Below are 15,422 nucleotides of genomic sequence, written 5' to 3' on the forward strand. Positions count from 1 at the left end.
CCAAAGTATTTGCTGGCGCGCAAATCAGGTCAGGCATTTATTTGCCGTTCATCTCGCTTGATTGGTTCCTGCGGGGTCCGCAGCAGACGGCTTGAGCATATCAGATTTGACTGGTGACGCCCTGTCAGGGCATCAGGGGCCGCTTTACTGACGTGATCGCATGACCCTCAGTCTGGCAAGTCCGGCATCCACGCCAGCGTATCATCCGTTGGCTGCGTTGATTTATACTCAGCCCCGAGGGGTTTGTTCCACCCCAACCCTTTGATCACGCCAAAGATATGCGGGTAGTTGACTTCGCCCCCAATGGGCGGACCCCGATCCGGCACACGCGCGAACTGGATATGCCCGATCACCGGCATCAGGCGCGCAAGTCTGTTACTCAGATCGCCCTCCATCAGCTGGACGTGATAACAGTCGAACATCAGCTTCAGGTTTGATGCACTAACTCGGGTGATAATCTCTTGCGCATGCGTTGTCGTGCTCAGGAAATACCCCGGCGCATCATAGTGGTTTAACGGTTCAATTAAAATATTGATGCCATGCGGTCCCGCTTGTTCACAGGCGTATTCCAACGCCTCCACAAAGCAGTTTTCAGCGATGACACCCTGTGCAAAGCCCGCCATCACATGCACGTTTTGCGCCCCGATCGCCTGCGCATAGCTGATCGCCTGATCAATGGCGGCGCGTGCTTCCACCTCTCGACCGGGCAAGGCGGATAATCCGTTTTCGCCCGCATCCAGATTTCCGCGCAGCGTATTGAGCCCGAGCATGGGCAGACCGGTCGCTTTCAGTGCTGCAACGACGTCTTGTGCAGCTTCTGCGTAGGGCCAATGGCATTCAACCGCATCAAAGCCCGCTGCCTTTGCGGCATGTATCGCCTCCGGCAGAGGACGGTCGGTCCAAAGAAAGCCCAAGTTCGCAGAAAACTGCATCATTCCTCCCAATCTACGTCAAAGTGCGTCACGATATCGGTGATCTGTGCCGCATTCAGCATCCGGGGCTGAAGCCCGCGTGTCATCAACGCCAACCGTGCGGTATCCTCAAGCTCTTCGATCGCGTTGCACGCCGCCTCCACGTCTTTTCCGGCAACCACCGGGCCATGGTTGGCCAACATCACCGCGCTGCGTTTGCCCGCCAGACTGCGCACGGCCTTGCCCATTGCCGCATCACCGGGCCGAAAGAACGGCAACAGCCTGACCTTGCCAAGCTTCATGATGGCATAGGGCGTCAGCGGCGGCAGAAAATTGTCTTCATCCGCGTCCGGCATCATGGAAAGCGCGACAGCGTGACAGCAATGCAAGTGCACAACCGCCCCTGCGGTCGAACGGGTATCATAAAATGCTGAATGCAAGGGCATTTCCTTGGTCGGCGCATCACCTCCGATCAATTTTCCCGTTGCATCAAAGCGGCTTAACCGACCCGGATCAAGGCGCCCGAAACTTGTACCGGTTGGCGAGACCAAAAGTCCCCCATCATCCGTGCGCGCCGAGATATTGCCGGTACTGCCGCCCGTCAAACCACGGTCAAACATAGATTTCGCCAACTGGCAGATCTGTTCCCTGAGGCGATTTTCTGCGGTCATGACGCGTCCAGCACCTCAATCGCTTTGGCAAAGAAATCTGCATCGCCAAAATTACCTGATTTGAGCGTCAGCGCGATGTGTTTGCCTGCGCTTTCGCAATACGTCCAAGGCACGCCGGGCGCAATTTCAGAACCGATATCAAGCTGAGACACCCCAAGCGCCTTGGTCACCGCGCCTGATGTCTCGCCCCCCGCCACGACAAACCGTCTGGCGCCGCGATCCCGCGCAAGAACGGCCAGCTGTGCCAGCGCGTCTTCCACAATTTCACCGGCCCGGGCGACACCCAGTTTCGCTTGCGCTGCCAGAACGTCGGCGGGTTCAGCCGTGGCGTAGATCAGCGGCATCGCGTTTAGCGCTTGGTTCTGAAGCCATTCGAGCGCCTTTTCTGGACCCTCTTCGGCCAGTTCCAGCGGGTTAAGCCGAAAGCCGGGTGCTTTCGTAAGGTACTTTGCGACCTGCGTTTGCGTCATTGCTGAACAGCTACCCGATAGAACGATGCCATCAGCGACCACGTCAGGTTTTTGGCGAATGACTGTGTCTGCTTCTATAAGCCCGTCGCGTAGATACAGCGCTGGCAGCGGCATGGCGAGCGCACTCCCTCCGGTCAAAAGCGGCATATCCCGGCACGCCTCGGCAATCACCGACAGATCCTCATTTGCGACCGCGTCGACAACGATATGAGCGGTATCTTTGCTTGCGTGATCCTGCATCGCGACCCGCACAGCGTCCGTGCCGCGTGCAACGGTCAGACGGTCGATTAATCCAACGGGGCGCGTCACCTGTGGTTTCAGCAGGCGCATCAGGTTGCTGTCCCGCATAGGCGTAAGGGGGTGATCCTTCATCGGGCTTTCGGACAGGGGGTGTTGCCCGACAAACAGGTTCCCCATGAAAATTGAGCGCCCATTTTCCGGAAAGGCCGGGCAATAGATCGTCTGATCCGCGTTCAGGGCCGCCATCAGCGCCTCTGCAACCGGACCGATGTTGCCTTCAGAGGTACTGTCGAAAGTCGAACAATACTTCCAGAAAAAGCGTGTGGCACCGGAACTGCGCAGCCACTCTAAAGCAGCGAGGCATTCGGCCACCGCCGCATCCACCGGCGCGGTCCGGCATTTGAGTGCGATGACCTCAAACGGAGCCGTATCGGTGGGCGGTTCCTGTGGTACACCAATGCGCAAAGATACGGGCATACCGGAACGCGCGAGCAACCCTGCAAGATCAGTGGCACCGGTAAAGTCATCAGCAATACAGCCAAGGATAGTATTCATCTGCTCTGCCTTATTCCCTGTCTTCAGCTTTCACCGGGCAGCGTGAGCCCGGCGTTGCGCGCGTATACTTTGGCGACGGCCGCGTCATCCTCGTGGCCCAATCCCTGCCCCGCTGCCGCGACAAACTGTTGAAGGGCGGCTGCTGTGATCGGCGCGCTGAACTGCGCGTTTTTGGCTATATCGAGCACGATACCAAGATCCTTGGGCCAGATGTTCACCGAACTATGCGGTGTGTAATCGCCCGCAACAATGTGCGGTGCGCGGTTTTCCAGCATCCAGCTGGTGCCCGCACATTTGCTGATCACCTCGACAAACTTGTCCGGGCTGACCCCTTGCGTCATACCAAAGGTCAGCGCTTCGGCCATGGTTGCGATATGCACCCCTGCCAGCAGTTGGTTGACGGCCTTCATCGCCGATCCCGCCCCGGCGCTGTCCCCCAGTTCAAAAACCGTTTCGGCGATGCTGTCCAGAACAGGGCGCGCGGCGTCAAATGCTTCTGGCGTGCCCGCCGCCATGATCGACAACTTACCCTGAGCCGCCTTGATCGACCCGCCCGAGATTGGCGCATCCAGATAGTGCACACCATATTCCGCGCATCTGGCACTCATGGATTTTGCAAAGTCCGGAGGCACCGTGGCACAAGCGATAACGACCGCCCCATTGGCCAAGTCTGCCACCACCCCGTTGTCGCCGAACAACACGGATTCCGTCTGGGCAGCGTTCAGCACAACGACCACCACGACCTCTAGCTGCGGGGCAAGATCGCCAAGCGCGCCAGTCTGCCCGCCGTCGGCAAGGAAACGCGCAGCTTGTTCCGCGTTCACATCAAATCCATAAGTCTGATGCCCCCCGCGCAGCGCCGATAAGGCGATGCCATACCCCATGGAGCCCAAGCCGATGACGGCTGTCTGTCGCGTGTTTTCCATTCTGCGCCCTTGATTAGCTGCGTTTTTTCAATCGTAACGTTTTACGCAGCCAATGTCCGTAGAAATTCAACAGTTTTATGCAATTAAAGGCGATGCAATTTGTGCTTGGCCAGCAGGCCGACCAATATGTCGCGTGCGGCGCGCCTGTGGCTTTGATGCAGGCTGCGCGCCTGATCCGGCTGGCCTGCTGCGATGGCCGCGTAAACCGCCCGGTGATCTGCATTCGAGCGCACAGGAGAGGGGCGCATATAAAGCGTCATCGCGCGCGCGCGGCGCACCTGATCCGCCATCATTGCCACGATGGCCTCGATGCGCTGGTTCCCACCCAAACGCACGAGTTCAAGATGAAAGGCATCATCCGCACGGGCCCATGCCTCCCGGTCGTCACGTGCAAGGGCTGTGTCCATCTCGTCGATAGCCGCTTCCAGCGCGCGCAGATCATCCGAACCATAGCCCTGTCCGGCGGCGCGCTCAGCGGCGTGGCTTTCAAGCAGGGTAAGCACATCGTATATCTCACACATATCTTGCGACGACACGCCCAGCACACGGACGCCACGGCGCGGGCGCACCTCAACAAGACCCTGCGCCTGTAGCGACAACGCCGCCTCGCGCACGGGCGTACGCGACATGCCCAACCGCGCAGCAAGCTCGGTTTCCAGATGATCCGATCCGGGGCTCAGATCACCGCTGAAAATGAGGTCACGCAACATCCTGATCGCGCGCTGCGTGTTAGATGCGGCATTGATGTCCGTCATGTCACGAGCACCTTGCCCCCCTCTTGTGCGGATCGGTAAATGGCATCGCGGATGCGGATGACTTTGCAGTACTCTTCCGCTTCGTTGTCGAACATGCCGCTCCCCCGCAAGCCAGCAACCACATGTGTTTGCAGCGCATGCACGCAATCCCCGCCAAATCCATCCCACCGGTCGGGGGGCAACAAGAGCGTTGTTTCTGCTGAACCAAAGACCCGTTTTTCAACCCGCCCGTCGCCGAACAGGGACAGCGTCCCGCCAGTCCCTTCAATCAAGGCCTCGCCCATGGTGCGCCGCAGGTTGTCGCTTTGGTGATCAAGGTGTCGGTTCCCATCAAAAACCGACCTGATACCGCCTTTGTGTTCAAAGATAATATAGCCTGCATCTTCGCCCGCAATCACCGGGTTCAGGCGACGTAGATCGGCATAGACCGAGACCGGATCACCAAAGAGAAACCGGAAGGTGTCAATCCAATGCACGGCGGTTTCGTGGACCAAAAACGCAGGCATCTTTTGGAAATAGGGCTGCCGGTCCAGATAGGCATCGGGGCCCTGACCATCGCCGGGGCGCAACCGAAACACGGCCTGATGCACATCGCCAATGCCACCACGCGCGATCTCAGCCTTGATGGCGCGGTACCACGGCATGAAGCGAAAATTCTCATGCACGATCAGCCGCGCCTGCGCATGTGCCGCGCGCGCGGCGGCTTCTTTTGCTTGCTCGAGGGAGGTGCAAAAGGGCTTTTGGCAAATGATCGTTTTGACGCCAGCCTTAAGGGCCGCATTGATAGTGGCAGCCTGCGCTGCCGGGGGCAAAATAATGTCCAGAATATCCGGTGATGTGCGTTGGATCATTTCGCCCGTGTCCGAATAGGCTGGGCAGCCTGTCGCCTGCGCCGCTGAAACTTGCGTATCAGCAACACCAACGACTTCAACGTCTTTGATCCGCGCCCATGATCCCAGATGGAACTGGCTGAAATAGCCCGCCCCGACGCAGGCAAGGCGCAGCGCGTTTGTCATTGCTTTAGTACGCTGTCTAGGACGGCGCGGGCTGCTTCTGCCGTGCTGGCCACGCCACCCATATCCGCCGTAAGATGGTAACCCGCACCGATGACGGCTTCTACGGCCGCCTGCAACTGGCTGCCGTCGCGTTTCAGGGCTGCACAGTCATGCCGTTCCCCCAACCAAACCAGCATCATTGCCGCCGACAGGATCATGGCCATCGGATTGGCCACGCCCTGCCCCGCGATATCCGGGGCCGATCCATGACAGGGCTGGAACACTGCATGATCCAGACCGATGTCAGCCGAAGGCGCAACGCCCAAGCCCCCCATCAGACCTGCGCCGAGGTCAGACAAGATGTCGCCGAACATGTTTTCCGTGACCAAAACATCGAATTCCCAAGGCTTAAGGACAAACCACAAGGCCGTGGCATCGACATAAGCGTGATCCGCCTGCACATCGCCGTGTTTGGCGGCCTCCGCATCAAAAAGTGCGCGAAAAAAGGCGAATGCGCGAAACACATTTGCCTTGTCCACACAGGTCAATCGCCCCTTGCCGCGGCCCGATGCCTTGCGTGTTTTTGTGAGATCAAAGGCAAAACGGAACAGTTTTTCAGATGTCTCGCGCGTGATCAGAAGCGTTTCGCGCGCCTCATCCTCGGTAACTTCCCCACAGCCCTGCGTATGAAACAGCCCTTCGGTGCTTTCGCGGATCAGCACGAAATCCACCTCTTGGTCAGGTGCAAGCTTCAAGGGCGTGTTCAGCCCCGGAAATATCCGAACTGGTCGCACACCCGCAAACAGATCGAGTTTCTTGCGCAGTTCGATCTGCGGCGAGATTTCGGTGCCATCGCGATAGCGCACCGATGGCAACCCCATGGCGGAGAGCAGGATTGCGTCAGCCGACTGCGCCTGCGTCATGGACGACTCCGGCAAAGACTCTCCGAACTGCGCGTAATGCGCGGCCCCCGCAGCACAGGGGATGAAATCGAAATCATAGGCGGCACGCTCGGACAGGGCGCGTAATATCTCGACGGTGGGGGCCGTGATCTCGGGGCCAATGCCGTCCCCCTCGAAAACAGCGATCTTATAGGTGTTTTGCATGGCTCATTCTCAAATCAGGAGGTCAGGGGCGAAATCCACTTTCATGGCGATTGCATTAGCGTATACATTAATGCATACTTTATTCAACCGCGCAGAACGCTTGACCAGAAAAGCACCCTAGAAGAGAGCGAAACGAATGTTTGCAGTCACGGTCACATTCTCCCTTAAAGCCGGGCGCGCCGAAAAATTCATGCCGCTGATGTATGAGAACGCGAGGGCGTCATTGGAGAATGAGGTCGGCTGCCTGCAGTTTGACGTGGCAACAGACAGCGCGCGCCCGGAGGAGGTTTTTCTGTACGAGATATATTCAGACGCTGCCGCATTTGACGCACATCTTCGCACTGCGCATTTTCAAGCCTTCGATACCGCAACCGCCGACATGATTGCAGCCAAGGACATTAAAACCTACCGGAGTGTCGTTCAGTGAGCACATGGGAAGTACACGCCATCAAATATGCGGATCGAAACAGCCGCACACGGCGCGACAGCTTTATCTTTGATGACAATCACGACGCGCCCCATCCGATGGATTATTTCATATGGCTGCTGCGTCGAGGCAACGAGGTGATCCTCGTGGACACTGGATATGACCAGCCAGAAGCGCAAAATCGCGATCGTCCCATCCGGATGGACCCTGTTGCCGCCTTGCGCCCCCTTGGGATACTGCCGGAGCAGATCGACCACGTGATCGTCACCCATCTGCACTACGATCACGCGGGCGGCTTGCACCTTTTCCCGAATGCGAAACTGCATATGCAGGCGGCAGAAATGGCCTATGCCACCGGCCCCTGCATGTGTCATGACACCTTGCGCATGCCCTTCACGGCGGATCATATCTGCGAAGCGGTCAAGCGCCTTTATGCGGGCAAGGTAATCTTTTACGAGGGCGACGCAGAAGTAGCGGATGGCGTGAGCGTCCATTGCATCGGCGGGCACAGCCGTGGCCTGCAGGCGGTCCGGGTCCGAACGCAAGCGGGTTGGCTCGTGCTGGCATCGGACGCCGCGCATTATTATGAGAACGTTTTTGCCCGCAAACCCTTCCCGATTGTAGTTGATCTGCAAAACATGCTGGAAGGCTTTGCGACCCTTGAAAGGCTGGCCTCCAGCCCGGATTTGATCATACCCGGTCACGACCCGCTGGTGGCCGCGCTTTTCCCGCAGGGCGCTGCAGCGCATATACGGCGCCTGGATCAAGGTCCGGCGTCCCCCGTGCCACGATAGCGAAAAACGCACAATAAACAGGCACAGCGATTTAAATTGCGGCTGAATTCTTTCCTCATTCTGGTCATTTCGTTTGGCCTTATGTGAAGCTGACGCAAGTTTGAAACGACCTGAAGGCCCTCTTCCTTGCTCATGCGCACTGCCACACCGCTGGACCAACCCCGCGCCATCGGCTTTGCCCGTGTCAGCAGCAAGCGGGTCAATGGTGGCTCTGGCATCGACGGATTGCGACAGTCGGGCGCGCTGAAGCTCTTGTTTCCAACATCCCGCGACATCGTTCAGGCGACCCTGATCAACACAGCAGGCGGCGTCACAGGGGGTGACCGGTTTGAAATTGACGGCTGTGCCGGTGCGGGGTCCCGGTTGACCATGACGACGCAGGCGGCAGAGCGCGCATATGGCGCACAAGTTGGTCAAACCGGCGAGATCAAAACAAACCTCAAAGCCGAAGCAGGCAGCCACCTTTTCTGGCTGCCACAGGAGACGATCCTCTACAAAAATGCCGCAATTGACCGCCATCTCAGCGTGAACCTTTGCACGGGGGCCGAGTTCCTGATGGTTGAACCGGTCCTCTTTGGGCGCAGGGCCATGGGTGAAGATGTCAGCGCTCTCGCCTTTCGGGATCGCATTGATATCCGACGTAACGGCGCGCCGATTTACCACGACGCCATTCACTTACAGGGCGATGTGGCCGCGCACCTCGACAGACCGGCGATTGGCGGTTGCGCGCGCGCGATGGCAAGCCTCGTGTGGGTGTCACCTGATGCACAAGGGCGCATTGATGCATTGCGCCGGATAATTGGTGCCTCAGGCGGCGTCAGCCTTTTGCACAAGGATGTTCTGGTCATGCGCCTTTTGGCCACGGATGGGTATATCCTGCGGCGCTCCTTGATACCCGTGCTGGACCTGATCACGGATGACACTCTTCCCCAAAGCTGGAGGCTATAGGCTATGCAACTCACCCCACGGGAAAAAGACAAGTTACTTATCTCAATGGCCGCCGAAGTTGCCCGTAAAAGACTCGCGCGCGGGGTCAAGCTGAATCACCCTGAGGCGATTGCACTGATCACCGATGCAGTTGTTGAGGGTGCACGCGACGGGCGGTCCGTTGCCGATATGATGGAAGCAGGCGCGCAGGTGATCAATCGCGACCAGTGCATGGAGGGGGTGCCCGAGATGATCCACGATGTGCAGGTCGAGGCGACCTTTCCCGATGGCACCAAGCTTGTCACAGTCCACAACCCGATCCGCTAGGAGGCACCCATGATCCCCGGAGAAATCATGCCCAAAGAGGGTAACATCACCCTGAACGAAGGGGCCGAGGCCATCACGCTGATGGTGGCAAACACCGGGGATCGCCCGGTGCAGGTCGGCAGTCATTACCACTTCGCTGAAGCAAACGCGGCGCTGGAGTTTGACCGCGACACCGCGCGCGGCATGCGTCTCGACATTACCGCAGGAACCGCCGTACGCTTTGAACCAGGCCAGAGACGCGACGTGCAGCTGATCCCGATATCAGGTGCGCGGCGTATCTTCGGGTTCAATCAGCAGGTCATGGGTGATCTCTAGCGCCCCCTGCTTAACAGTGAGGAGACAACGATATGTGTGATGCTTGCGTGATAAACGCCGTGAAGGACAAGATGCTGTCGCGGCGGAATTTTTTCAAAGCCAGCGCCATGACAGGTGCTGCAGCGGCCCTTGGCGGTGTCGTGGCCACCCCGCAAGCGATGGCGGCGGGACACGGCGGTGTGGTCGATATGACCCACAAGCTCAGCCCCGATTTCCCGACGTTCTTTGGCGTGCCCGGTATTTCCATGGAACAGCCGTTCAATTTTGCCGAGCACGGGTTCAACCTGATGAACCTCAGTATCAACGAACACACGGCCACCCACATCGACGCGCCGCTGCATTTTTCCGCCGATGGGGCCAGCGTGGATGAAATCCCGGTGACCGATCTGGTGATCCCGCTCTGTGTGATCGACATCGCGGCGAAGGCTGCAGAGGACCCGGACGCGCAAGTCACCCCGGATGATCTGAAAGCATGGATCGCGGCGAACGGCGATATCCCGGAGCGCGCCTGCATCGCGATGCATTCCGGTTGGGCAGGCAAGACCGCGACCGATGCCTATGTGGGCAATGACGCGGATGGCGTGAAACACTTCCCCGGTTTCCATGTGGAGGCCGCACAGATGCTGGTCGAAGAAACCACCGCCGTTTGCATGGCCGTGGATACGCTCTCGCTGGATCACGGGCCGTCCCCCGATTTCGCAACCCATTACGCTTGGCTGCCCGAAGGCCGCTACGGCATCGAAAACCTCGCAGGGCTGGACAATGTGCCCGCTGCCGGGGCGACCTTGGTCGTGGGCGCACCCAACCATGTGGGCGGCACCGGTGGCCCTGCGCGCATCTTTGCGATGGTCTGATGGCGACGGTTTCGCTGATATCCGATGACGCGGCCAGCCCTGAGGTGCTGGCCGTGTTCGACGATATCCGTGCAGTGCGCGGGACGGATTTCATCAACAACTTCTGGCGCGCGCTGGCGCATGACCCGGCGTTGCTCAAAGCCACGTGGGAGCGGCTGGAAGTTGTGATGGGCCCCGGTGATCTCGACCCGTTGGTCAAGGAGATGATCTATATCGCCGTTTCCACCGCCAACGGCTGTTCCTACTGCGTGCACTCCCACACCGCCGCCGCCAAAGCCAAAGGCATGAGCGACGCACAACACGGAGAACTGGCCGCCGTCATCGGCATGGCGATGCAAACCAATGGGCTGGTCACGGCGCTGCAGGTGCCCGTGGATGAGGCGTTTCAGGCATGAAGCTGACGTTGTATTCGCAGCACATCAGAGCCGGGCATCCCCCGGCCGCGGGCACAGGGCTGAAAGCCCCCGCCCGGGGGGGCGGTCGGGGGCTGCCCGGCGGTGCCCGCCGGGCGCGGCGCTCACCACCAGCCTGTCGCCTGACCAACGTATATCATCGCAATAACTGCGGTCGCTATTGCTGTGATCCAACTTGCTTTGCTCGACATAAAATACCTCATGGCCTGTTATTGGTGCTAAGGTCTCAACATTTTGCGGCAATTCAAGAACCTAACGCAAGATACAGAAGTTATCCACAGGCTGATCAACATAAAGTAACCGGAGGCGATGCAAAATGCCCACCAAAATCCCCCGCACCAACTATGCCGCGATGTTCGGCCCCACCACCGGCGACAAGGTGCGTCTTGCTGACACCGACCTCATCATCGAGGTTGAGCGCGACCACACCATCTATGGCGAGGAGGTTAAATTTGGCGGCGGCAAGGTGATCCGCGACGGGATGGGACAGTCTCAGGTCACGCGCGCGGAAGGGGCCATGGACACGGTCATCACCAACGCGCTGATCGTGGATCACACGGGCATCTACAAGGCAGATGTCGGCCTGCGCGACGGGCGCATTGCCAAGATCGGCAAGGCGGGTAACCCCGACACGCAACCGGGTATAGACATCATTATCGGCCCCTCGACCGAGGCCATCGCGGGCGAGGGCAAGATCCTGACAGCGGGCGGGTTCGACAGCCATATCCACTTTATCGCGCCGCAGCAGATCGACGACGCGCTGCACTCTGGCATCACCACGATGCTGGGCGGTGGCACCGGTCCTGCGCATGGCACGCTGGCCACCACCTGCACGCCGGGGTCTTGGCACATCGGGCGGATGTTGCAGGCGTTGGATGCCTTCCCCATGAACTTCGGTATCTCGGGCAAAGGGAACGCGTCGCAACCGGCGGCCCTCGTCGAGATGATCGAAGGCGGGGCCTGCGCGATGAAGCTGCACGAGGATTGGGGCACGACACCGGGGGCCATCGACTGCTGCCTGTCCGTGGCCGACGACATGGACGTGCAGGTGATGATCCACACCGATACGCTTAATGAATCCGGGTTTGTCGAAAACACTGTGGCCGCCATCAAAGGCCGCACGATCCACGCGTTCCACACCGAGGGCGCGGGCGGCGGGCATGCCCCGGATATCATCAAGATCTGTGGCGACGCGAATGTGATCCCCTCTTCCACCAACCCGACGCGGCCCTTCACGGTGAACACGCTGGAAGAACACCTCGACATGTTGATGGTGTGCCACCACCTCGACAAATCCATCCCCGAAGACGTGGCCTTTGCCGAAAGCCGCATCCGCCGCGAAACCATCGCCGCCGAAGACATCCTGCACGATATGGGCGCGTTTTCCATCATCGCGAGCGACAGTCAGGCCATGGGTCGGGTGGGCGAAGTCATCATCCGCACATGGCAAACCGCCGACAAGATGAAGAAACAGCGCGGCGCATTGGTCGAGGAAACAGGCGACAACGACAATATGCGCGTGCGCCGCTACATCGCGAAGTATACAATTAACCCGGCGATTGCCCACGGCATCAGCCACGAGATCGGCAGCATCGAGGTCGGCAAACGCGCTGATCTGGTGCTGTGGAACCCTGCGTTCTTTGGCGTGAAACCCGAAATGGTGCTGATGGCGGGCACGATTGTTTGTGCGCAGATGGGCGATACCAATGCCTCGATACCGACACCGCAGCCCGTGTATTCGCGCCCCATGTTCGGGGCCTTTGGGCGGTCGGTCGAACACTCCGCCGTGACCTTTGTCAGCGAAGCGGCTCAGACGGCGGGCATCGGCGAGACGCTGGGCCTGCGCAAAGAAACACTCGCCGTAAAGGGCACGCGCGGGATCGGCAAAAAAGACCTGATCCTGAACGACGCCCTGCCGCATATCGAGGTGAACCCCGAAACCTACGAGGTCCGCGCCGACGGGGAATTATTGACCTGCCAACCCGCCGAGGTGCTGCCGATGGCGCAGCGGTATTTTTTGTTTTGAGGAAGCAAACCGAAGCGGACCTATACTTGCGCGAAGCCAAAGCATATCTGAAAAGCGCGCGGATCGTACACGCGAATGCACGTGAAGAGGCAAGTGATTTTGCGAATTGGACAACCCGCAACCCCATGTTCTTTCTGCTGCTACATGCGACTGAGCTCGCTTCAAAGGCATGCCTTTTGGCACGCGCTGAAAGCCCCGGCCGCACGCACGACATTGTCGAGTTGATCCGCCGCGTCGGCCAAGATAGAAAACGAGCCTGCGTGAGAGAGGCATACCGCAACGTACGGACGCTCCGCCGCCAGACCCTTGAACACAAATGGGCGGAGAATAACTCCGAGTTCGCTAAGACAGCGCTGCAGATGGAGATTGAAGATATAGACAAGCAACCTGTCGGGCTGACGACGACACTCAAACTTTTCGGCGCATTGGGTCAGTCTAAGATGACAAAGCTAGAATTTGGCGAGAAAGTTGAGAACTGGTGGCACGCTTTGCGCTATCCAAGACTAGGTGGCACAACGTCCTACCCCGATTTCGAGGAATGCGCAGTGATTTGCCAAGCGCTTGTGAAACGTGCTGAATCGGAGATTGAAAAGGATAGATGATGAAACCGAGTAGCCTAGTCTAAAAGCAATAGTTCGCCCGGCAACAAGCCGGGCAGCCCCCGACCGCCCCAACCGCGAGAGATCATGTTAACCGCCCAGAAAATCACCCACAGCCACCATCCGGACGATCACGTGACGCTCGACTATGACGCGCGGTTCCTGCGGCGCAAGGTGTTGACCACCGACAAGGGGGTTCAGGTGTTGGTGGACCTGCCCCAGACGACTTCGCTGAATGCGGGCGACGCGTTGGAGGCCACGGATGGCACGCTGATCGGCATCATCGCGGCACCGGAGCCCCTGCTGGAGGTGCGAGGCGAGATGTTGCACCGGATCGCGTGGCACATCGGCAACCGGCATACGCCTTGTCAGATCGAGGACGACCGGCTGTTGATCCAGCGCGATCATGTGATGGCCGATATGCTGGGCAAGATTGGCGCGACAGTGACGGAAATCGTTGAATCCTTTACACCAGAGGGAGGGGCCTACGGCCACGGGCGCACCCATGGCCATGACCACAGCCACCAGCATGGCCCGACCCATGACCATTCACACGATACACATCACCATGAGCACTGACGCGTTCCTGACACTCACGCAGTGGCTTTCGCCCGGTTTCCCGGTCGGGGCCTACGCCTATTCGCATGGTCTTGAACAGGTCATTGATCGTGGTGACATGCGCGATGCAAAGGCGCTGCGAGACTGGGTCCAGGACATTTTAGAACACGGAAGTGGAACGAGCGACGGCATTCTCCTTGCGGCGTCCTACAAATCACTCCCGGAAGACGTTAGCCAGATAGACGCAATTGCCCGTGCTTTTGTCAGCTCTGCGGAACGTATGACAGAAACGGTGGATCAGGGCTCGGCATTTGCCAAGGCGGTGGATGCCATCTGGGCGACCGACCTTGGACAGCTATGCTACCCCGTTGCGGTTGGGCGCGCGGCCTGTGCGCAGGGCCTGCCACTGGATCTGACACTTGAAATCTACACCCATGCCTTTGCCGCGAACCTTGTGTCTGCAGCGGTGCGTCTGGTGCCTTTGGGACAAACCGAAGGACAGGCTGTGTTGGCTGCACTGGCGCCGCTGATCCGGAAGGTGGCCCGCCGGTGCCATGATGCCGGTCTTGACGATCTGACCTCCTCCTGCATGGCGCTTGATATTGCCGCCATGCATCACGAAACCCAGTATTCAAAGGTATTTCGCACATGAACGTTGCATCGCCCCTTACGCTGAACGGACCCTTGCGCATTGGCATCGGCGGCCCGGTGGGCGCTGGCAAAACCACGCTTACTGCGGCTCTGGCAAAGGCGCTGAGCCCGCGACATTCGATTGGCGTGATTACCAATGACATTTACACCCAAGAAGACGCCGAAGCGCTGATGCGGTTGCAAATCCTGCCGCAGGATCGGGTGATCGGCGTCGAAACCGGGGGGTGTCCACATACGGCGATCCGCGAAGATGCATCGATCAACCTAGCAGCCGTTGCCGAAATGCAGACGCGTCATCCCGAGATCGAAGCGATCCTGATCGAAAGCGGTGGCGACAACCTGTCAGCCACGTTTTCACCGGAACTGGCGGATGTCACGCTCTACGTCATTGACGTGGCGGCGGGAGAAGAAATTCCGCGCAAGGGCGGCCCGGCCATCACCCGATCCGATGTCCTGATCATCAACAAAACCGATCTGGCCCCGCATGTGGGCGCATCGCTGGAAGTGATGGAGCGGGACGCGACGCGGATGCGCGCAGGCCGCCCCTTTGTCTTTACCGCGTTGCGCCATGGTCAGGGTGTGTCAGAGGTGCTGGATCATCTGCGCGCTATTTCGGGTCTCGGCGCCGATTTGGCGGGCGTCAGCCCCCAATTGGATGGGGGCTGACGGGGTCACTCAAAACTCCACGACGGCTCTGATTGATTTGCCTTGGTGCATGAGGTCGAAGCCGTGGTTGATTTCGTCCAAGCTGAGTTTGTGGGTGATCATGGGGTCGATCTCGATCTTGCCGTCCATGTACCAGTCCACGATCTTGGGCACATCCGTGCGTCCCTTGGCTCCGCCGAACGCCGTGCCGCGCCAGACCCGGCCGGTCACCAGCTGAAACGGGCGCGTCGAAATCT

Annotated in this window: 19 protein-coding genes and 1 pseudogene; 12 read left to right on the forward strand and 8 right to left on the reverse strand. The window is 59.2% G+C overall.

The window, feature by feature from the left end:
* Positions 1-167: 167 nt before the first annotated feature.
* The 7 genes from K5Q35_RS15855 to K5Q35_RS15885 all read right to left on the reverse strand — a co-directional run bounded on the left by K5Q35_RS15855 (position 168) and on the right by K5Q35_RS15885 (position 6,629).
* Entirely contained in the window at positions 168-932 is a 765-nt protein-coding gene (locus tag K5Q35_RS15855; RefSeq protein WP_220800260.1) for a hydroxypyruvate isomerase family protein, read from the reverse strand.
* Positions 932-1,582, reverse strand: a complete 651-nt coding sequence (locus tag K5Q35_RS15860; protein ID WP_013960626.1) for an aldolase — start codon at positions 1,580-1,582, stop codon at positions 932-934. Before K5Q35_RS15860 ends, K5Q35_RS15855 begins: the two co-directional genes overlap by 1 nt.
* Positions 1,579-2,847: a 3-oxo-tetronate kinase gene (otnK, locus tag K5Q35_RS15865; protein WP_220800261.1), complete on the reverse strand. Its 1,269-nt coding sequence runs from the start codon at positions 2,845-2,847 to the stop codon at positions 1,579-1,581. The genes K5Q35_RS15860 and otnK overlap by 4 nt, the downstream gene beginning before the upstream one ends.
* Before the next feature lie 23 nt (positions 2,848-2,870).
* Positions 2,871-3,773 carry an L-threonate dehydrogenase gene (ltnD, locus tag K5Q35_RS15870; protein WP_220800262.1) on the reverse strand — a complete coding sequence of 301 codons (903 nt, stop codon included), beginning with the start codon at positions 3,771-3,773 and terminating at the stop codon, positions 2,871-2,873.
* A gap of 83 nt (positions 3,774-3,856) precedes the next feature.
* Positions 3,857-4,528, reverse strand: coding sequence for a GntR family transcriptional regulator (locus tag K5Q35_RS15875; protein ID WP_220800263.1), 672 nt, complete (start codon positions 4,526-4,528; stop codon positions 3,857-3,859).
* A complete protein-coding gene (locus K5Q35_RS15880; RefSeq protein WP_220800264.1) occupies positions 4,525-5,544 on the reverse strand; it encodes a Gfo/Idh/MocA family protein in 1,020 nt (339 codons plus the stop codon). The genes K5Q35_RS15875 and K5Q35_RS15880 overlap by 4 nt, the downstream gene beginning before the upstream one ends.
* Positions 5,541-6,629, reverse strand: coding sequence for an isocitrate/isopropylmalate dehydrogenase family protein (locus K5Q35_RS15885; protein ID WP_220800265.1), 1,089 nt, complete (start codon positions 6,627-6,629; stop codon positions 5,541-5,543). The genes K5Q35_RS15880 and K5Q35_RS15885 overlap by 4 nt, the downstream gene beginning before the upstream one ends.
* A gap of 136 nt (positions 6,630-6,765) precedes the next feature.
* On the opposite strand from K5Q35_RS15885, the gene K5Q35_RS15890 reads away from it, so the two are divergent.
* The 12 genes from K5Q35_RS15890 (at position 6,766) to ureG (ending at position 15,186) form a co-directional block, all read left to right on the forward strand.
* On the forward strand, positions 6,766-7,056 hold the full coding sequence (locus tag K5Q35_RS15890; protein ID WP_220800266.1) for a putative quinol monooxygenase: 291 nt from the start codon (positions 6,766-6,768) through the stop codon (positions 7,054-7,056).
* A complete protein-coding gene (locus K5Q35_RS15895; RefSeq protein WP_220800267.1) occupies positions 7,053-7,850 on the forward strand; it encodes an N-acyl homoserine lactonase family protein in 798 nt (265 codons plus the stop codon). Before K5Q35_RS15890 ends, K5Q35_RS15895 begins: the two co-directional genes overlap by 4 nt.
* 132 nt (positions 7,851-7,982) lie before the next feature.
* Positions 7,983-8,798 (forward strand): urease accessory protein UreD, encoded by an 816-nt coding sequence (locus K5Q35_RS15900; protein ID WP_220800268.1) that lies wholly within the window; start codon positions 7,983-7,985, stop codon positions 8,796-8,798.
* A 3-nt stretch (positions 8,799-8,801) separates the two neighbouring features.
* Complete coding sequence (locus tag K5Q35_RS15905) at positions 8,802-9,104, forward strand: urease subunit gamma (protein ID WP_013960617.1); 303 nt, start codon at positions 8,802-8,804, stop codon at positions 9,102-9,104.
* Between the two features lie 9 nt (positions 9,105-9,113).
* Entirely contained in the window at positions 9,114-9,419 is a 306-nt protein-coding gene (locus tag K5Q35_RS15910) for an urease subunit beta (RefSeq protein WP_013960616.1), read from the forward strand.
* Positions 9,420-9,451: 32 nt separating this feature from the next.
* Positions 9,452-10,273 (forward strand): cyclase family protein, encoded by an 822-nt coding sequence (locus tag K5Q35_RS15915; protein ID WP_220800269.1) that lies wholly within the window; start codon positions 9,452-9,454, stop codon positions 10,271-10,273.
* A complete protein-coding gene (locus tag K5Q35_RS15920; RefSeq protein WP_220800270.1) occupies positions 10,273-10,668 on the forward strand; it encodes a carboxymuconolactone decarboxylase family protein in 396 nt (131 codons plus the stop codon). The genes K5Q35_RS15915 and K5Q35_RS15920 overlap by 1 nt, the downstream gene beginning before the upstream one ends.
* 334 nt (positions 10,669-11,002) lie before the next feature.
* Positions 11,003-12,712 (forward strand): urease subunit alpha, encoded by a 1,710-nt coding sequence (ureC, locus tag K5Q35_RS15925; RefSeq protein ID WP_220800271.1) that lies wholly within the window; start codon positions 11,003-11,005, stop codon positions 12,710-12,712.
* A gap of 26 nt (positions 12,713-12,738) precedes the next feature.
* The gene (locus K5Q35_RS15930) at positions 12,739-13,314 is read left to right on the forward strand and encodes a HEPN domain-containing protein (protein WP_220800272.1); all 576 of its coding nucleotides are present in this window, start codon (positions 12,739-12,741) and stop codon (positions 13,312-13,314) included.
* An 84-nt stretch (positions 13,315-13,398) separates the two neighbouring features.
* Entirely contained in the window at positions 13,399-13,890 is a 492-nt protein-coding gene (gene ureE, locus K5Q35_RS15935) for an urease accessory protein UreE (protein WP_220800273.1), read from the forward strand.
* A complete protein-coding gene (locus tag K5Q35_RS15940) occupies positions 13,853-14,521 on the forward strand; it encodes an urease accessory protein UreF (protein WP_220800279.1) in 669 nt (222 codons plus the stop codon). Before ureE ends, K5Q35_RS15940 begins: the two co-directional genes overlap by 38 nt.
* Entirely contained in the window at positions 14,518-15,186 is a 669-nt protein-coding gene (ureG, locus tag K5Q35_RS15945; RefSeq protein ID WP_013960609.1) for an urease accessory protein UreG, read from the forward strand. Before K5Q35_RS15940 ends, ureG begins: the two co-directional genes overlap by 4 nt.
* A 9-nt stretch (positions 15,187-15,195) precedes the next feature.
* Here ureG and K5Q35_RS15950 read toward each other — a convergent pair.
* A pseudogene (locus K5Q35_RS15950) lies at positions 15,196-15,422 on the reverse strand (S-(hydroxymethyl)glutathione dehydrogenase); the annotation flags it as partial.

Origin of the sequence: Roseobacter sp. OBYS 0001, assembly GCF_019654895.1 — a bacterium.
Classification (GTDB): Bacteria; Pseudomonadota; Alphaproteobacteria; order Rhodobacterales; family Rhodobacteraceae; genus Roseobacter; species Roseobacter litoralis.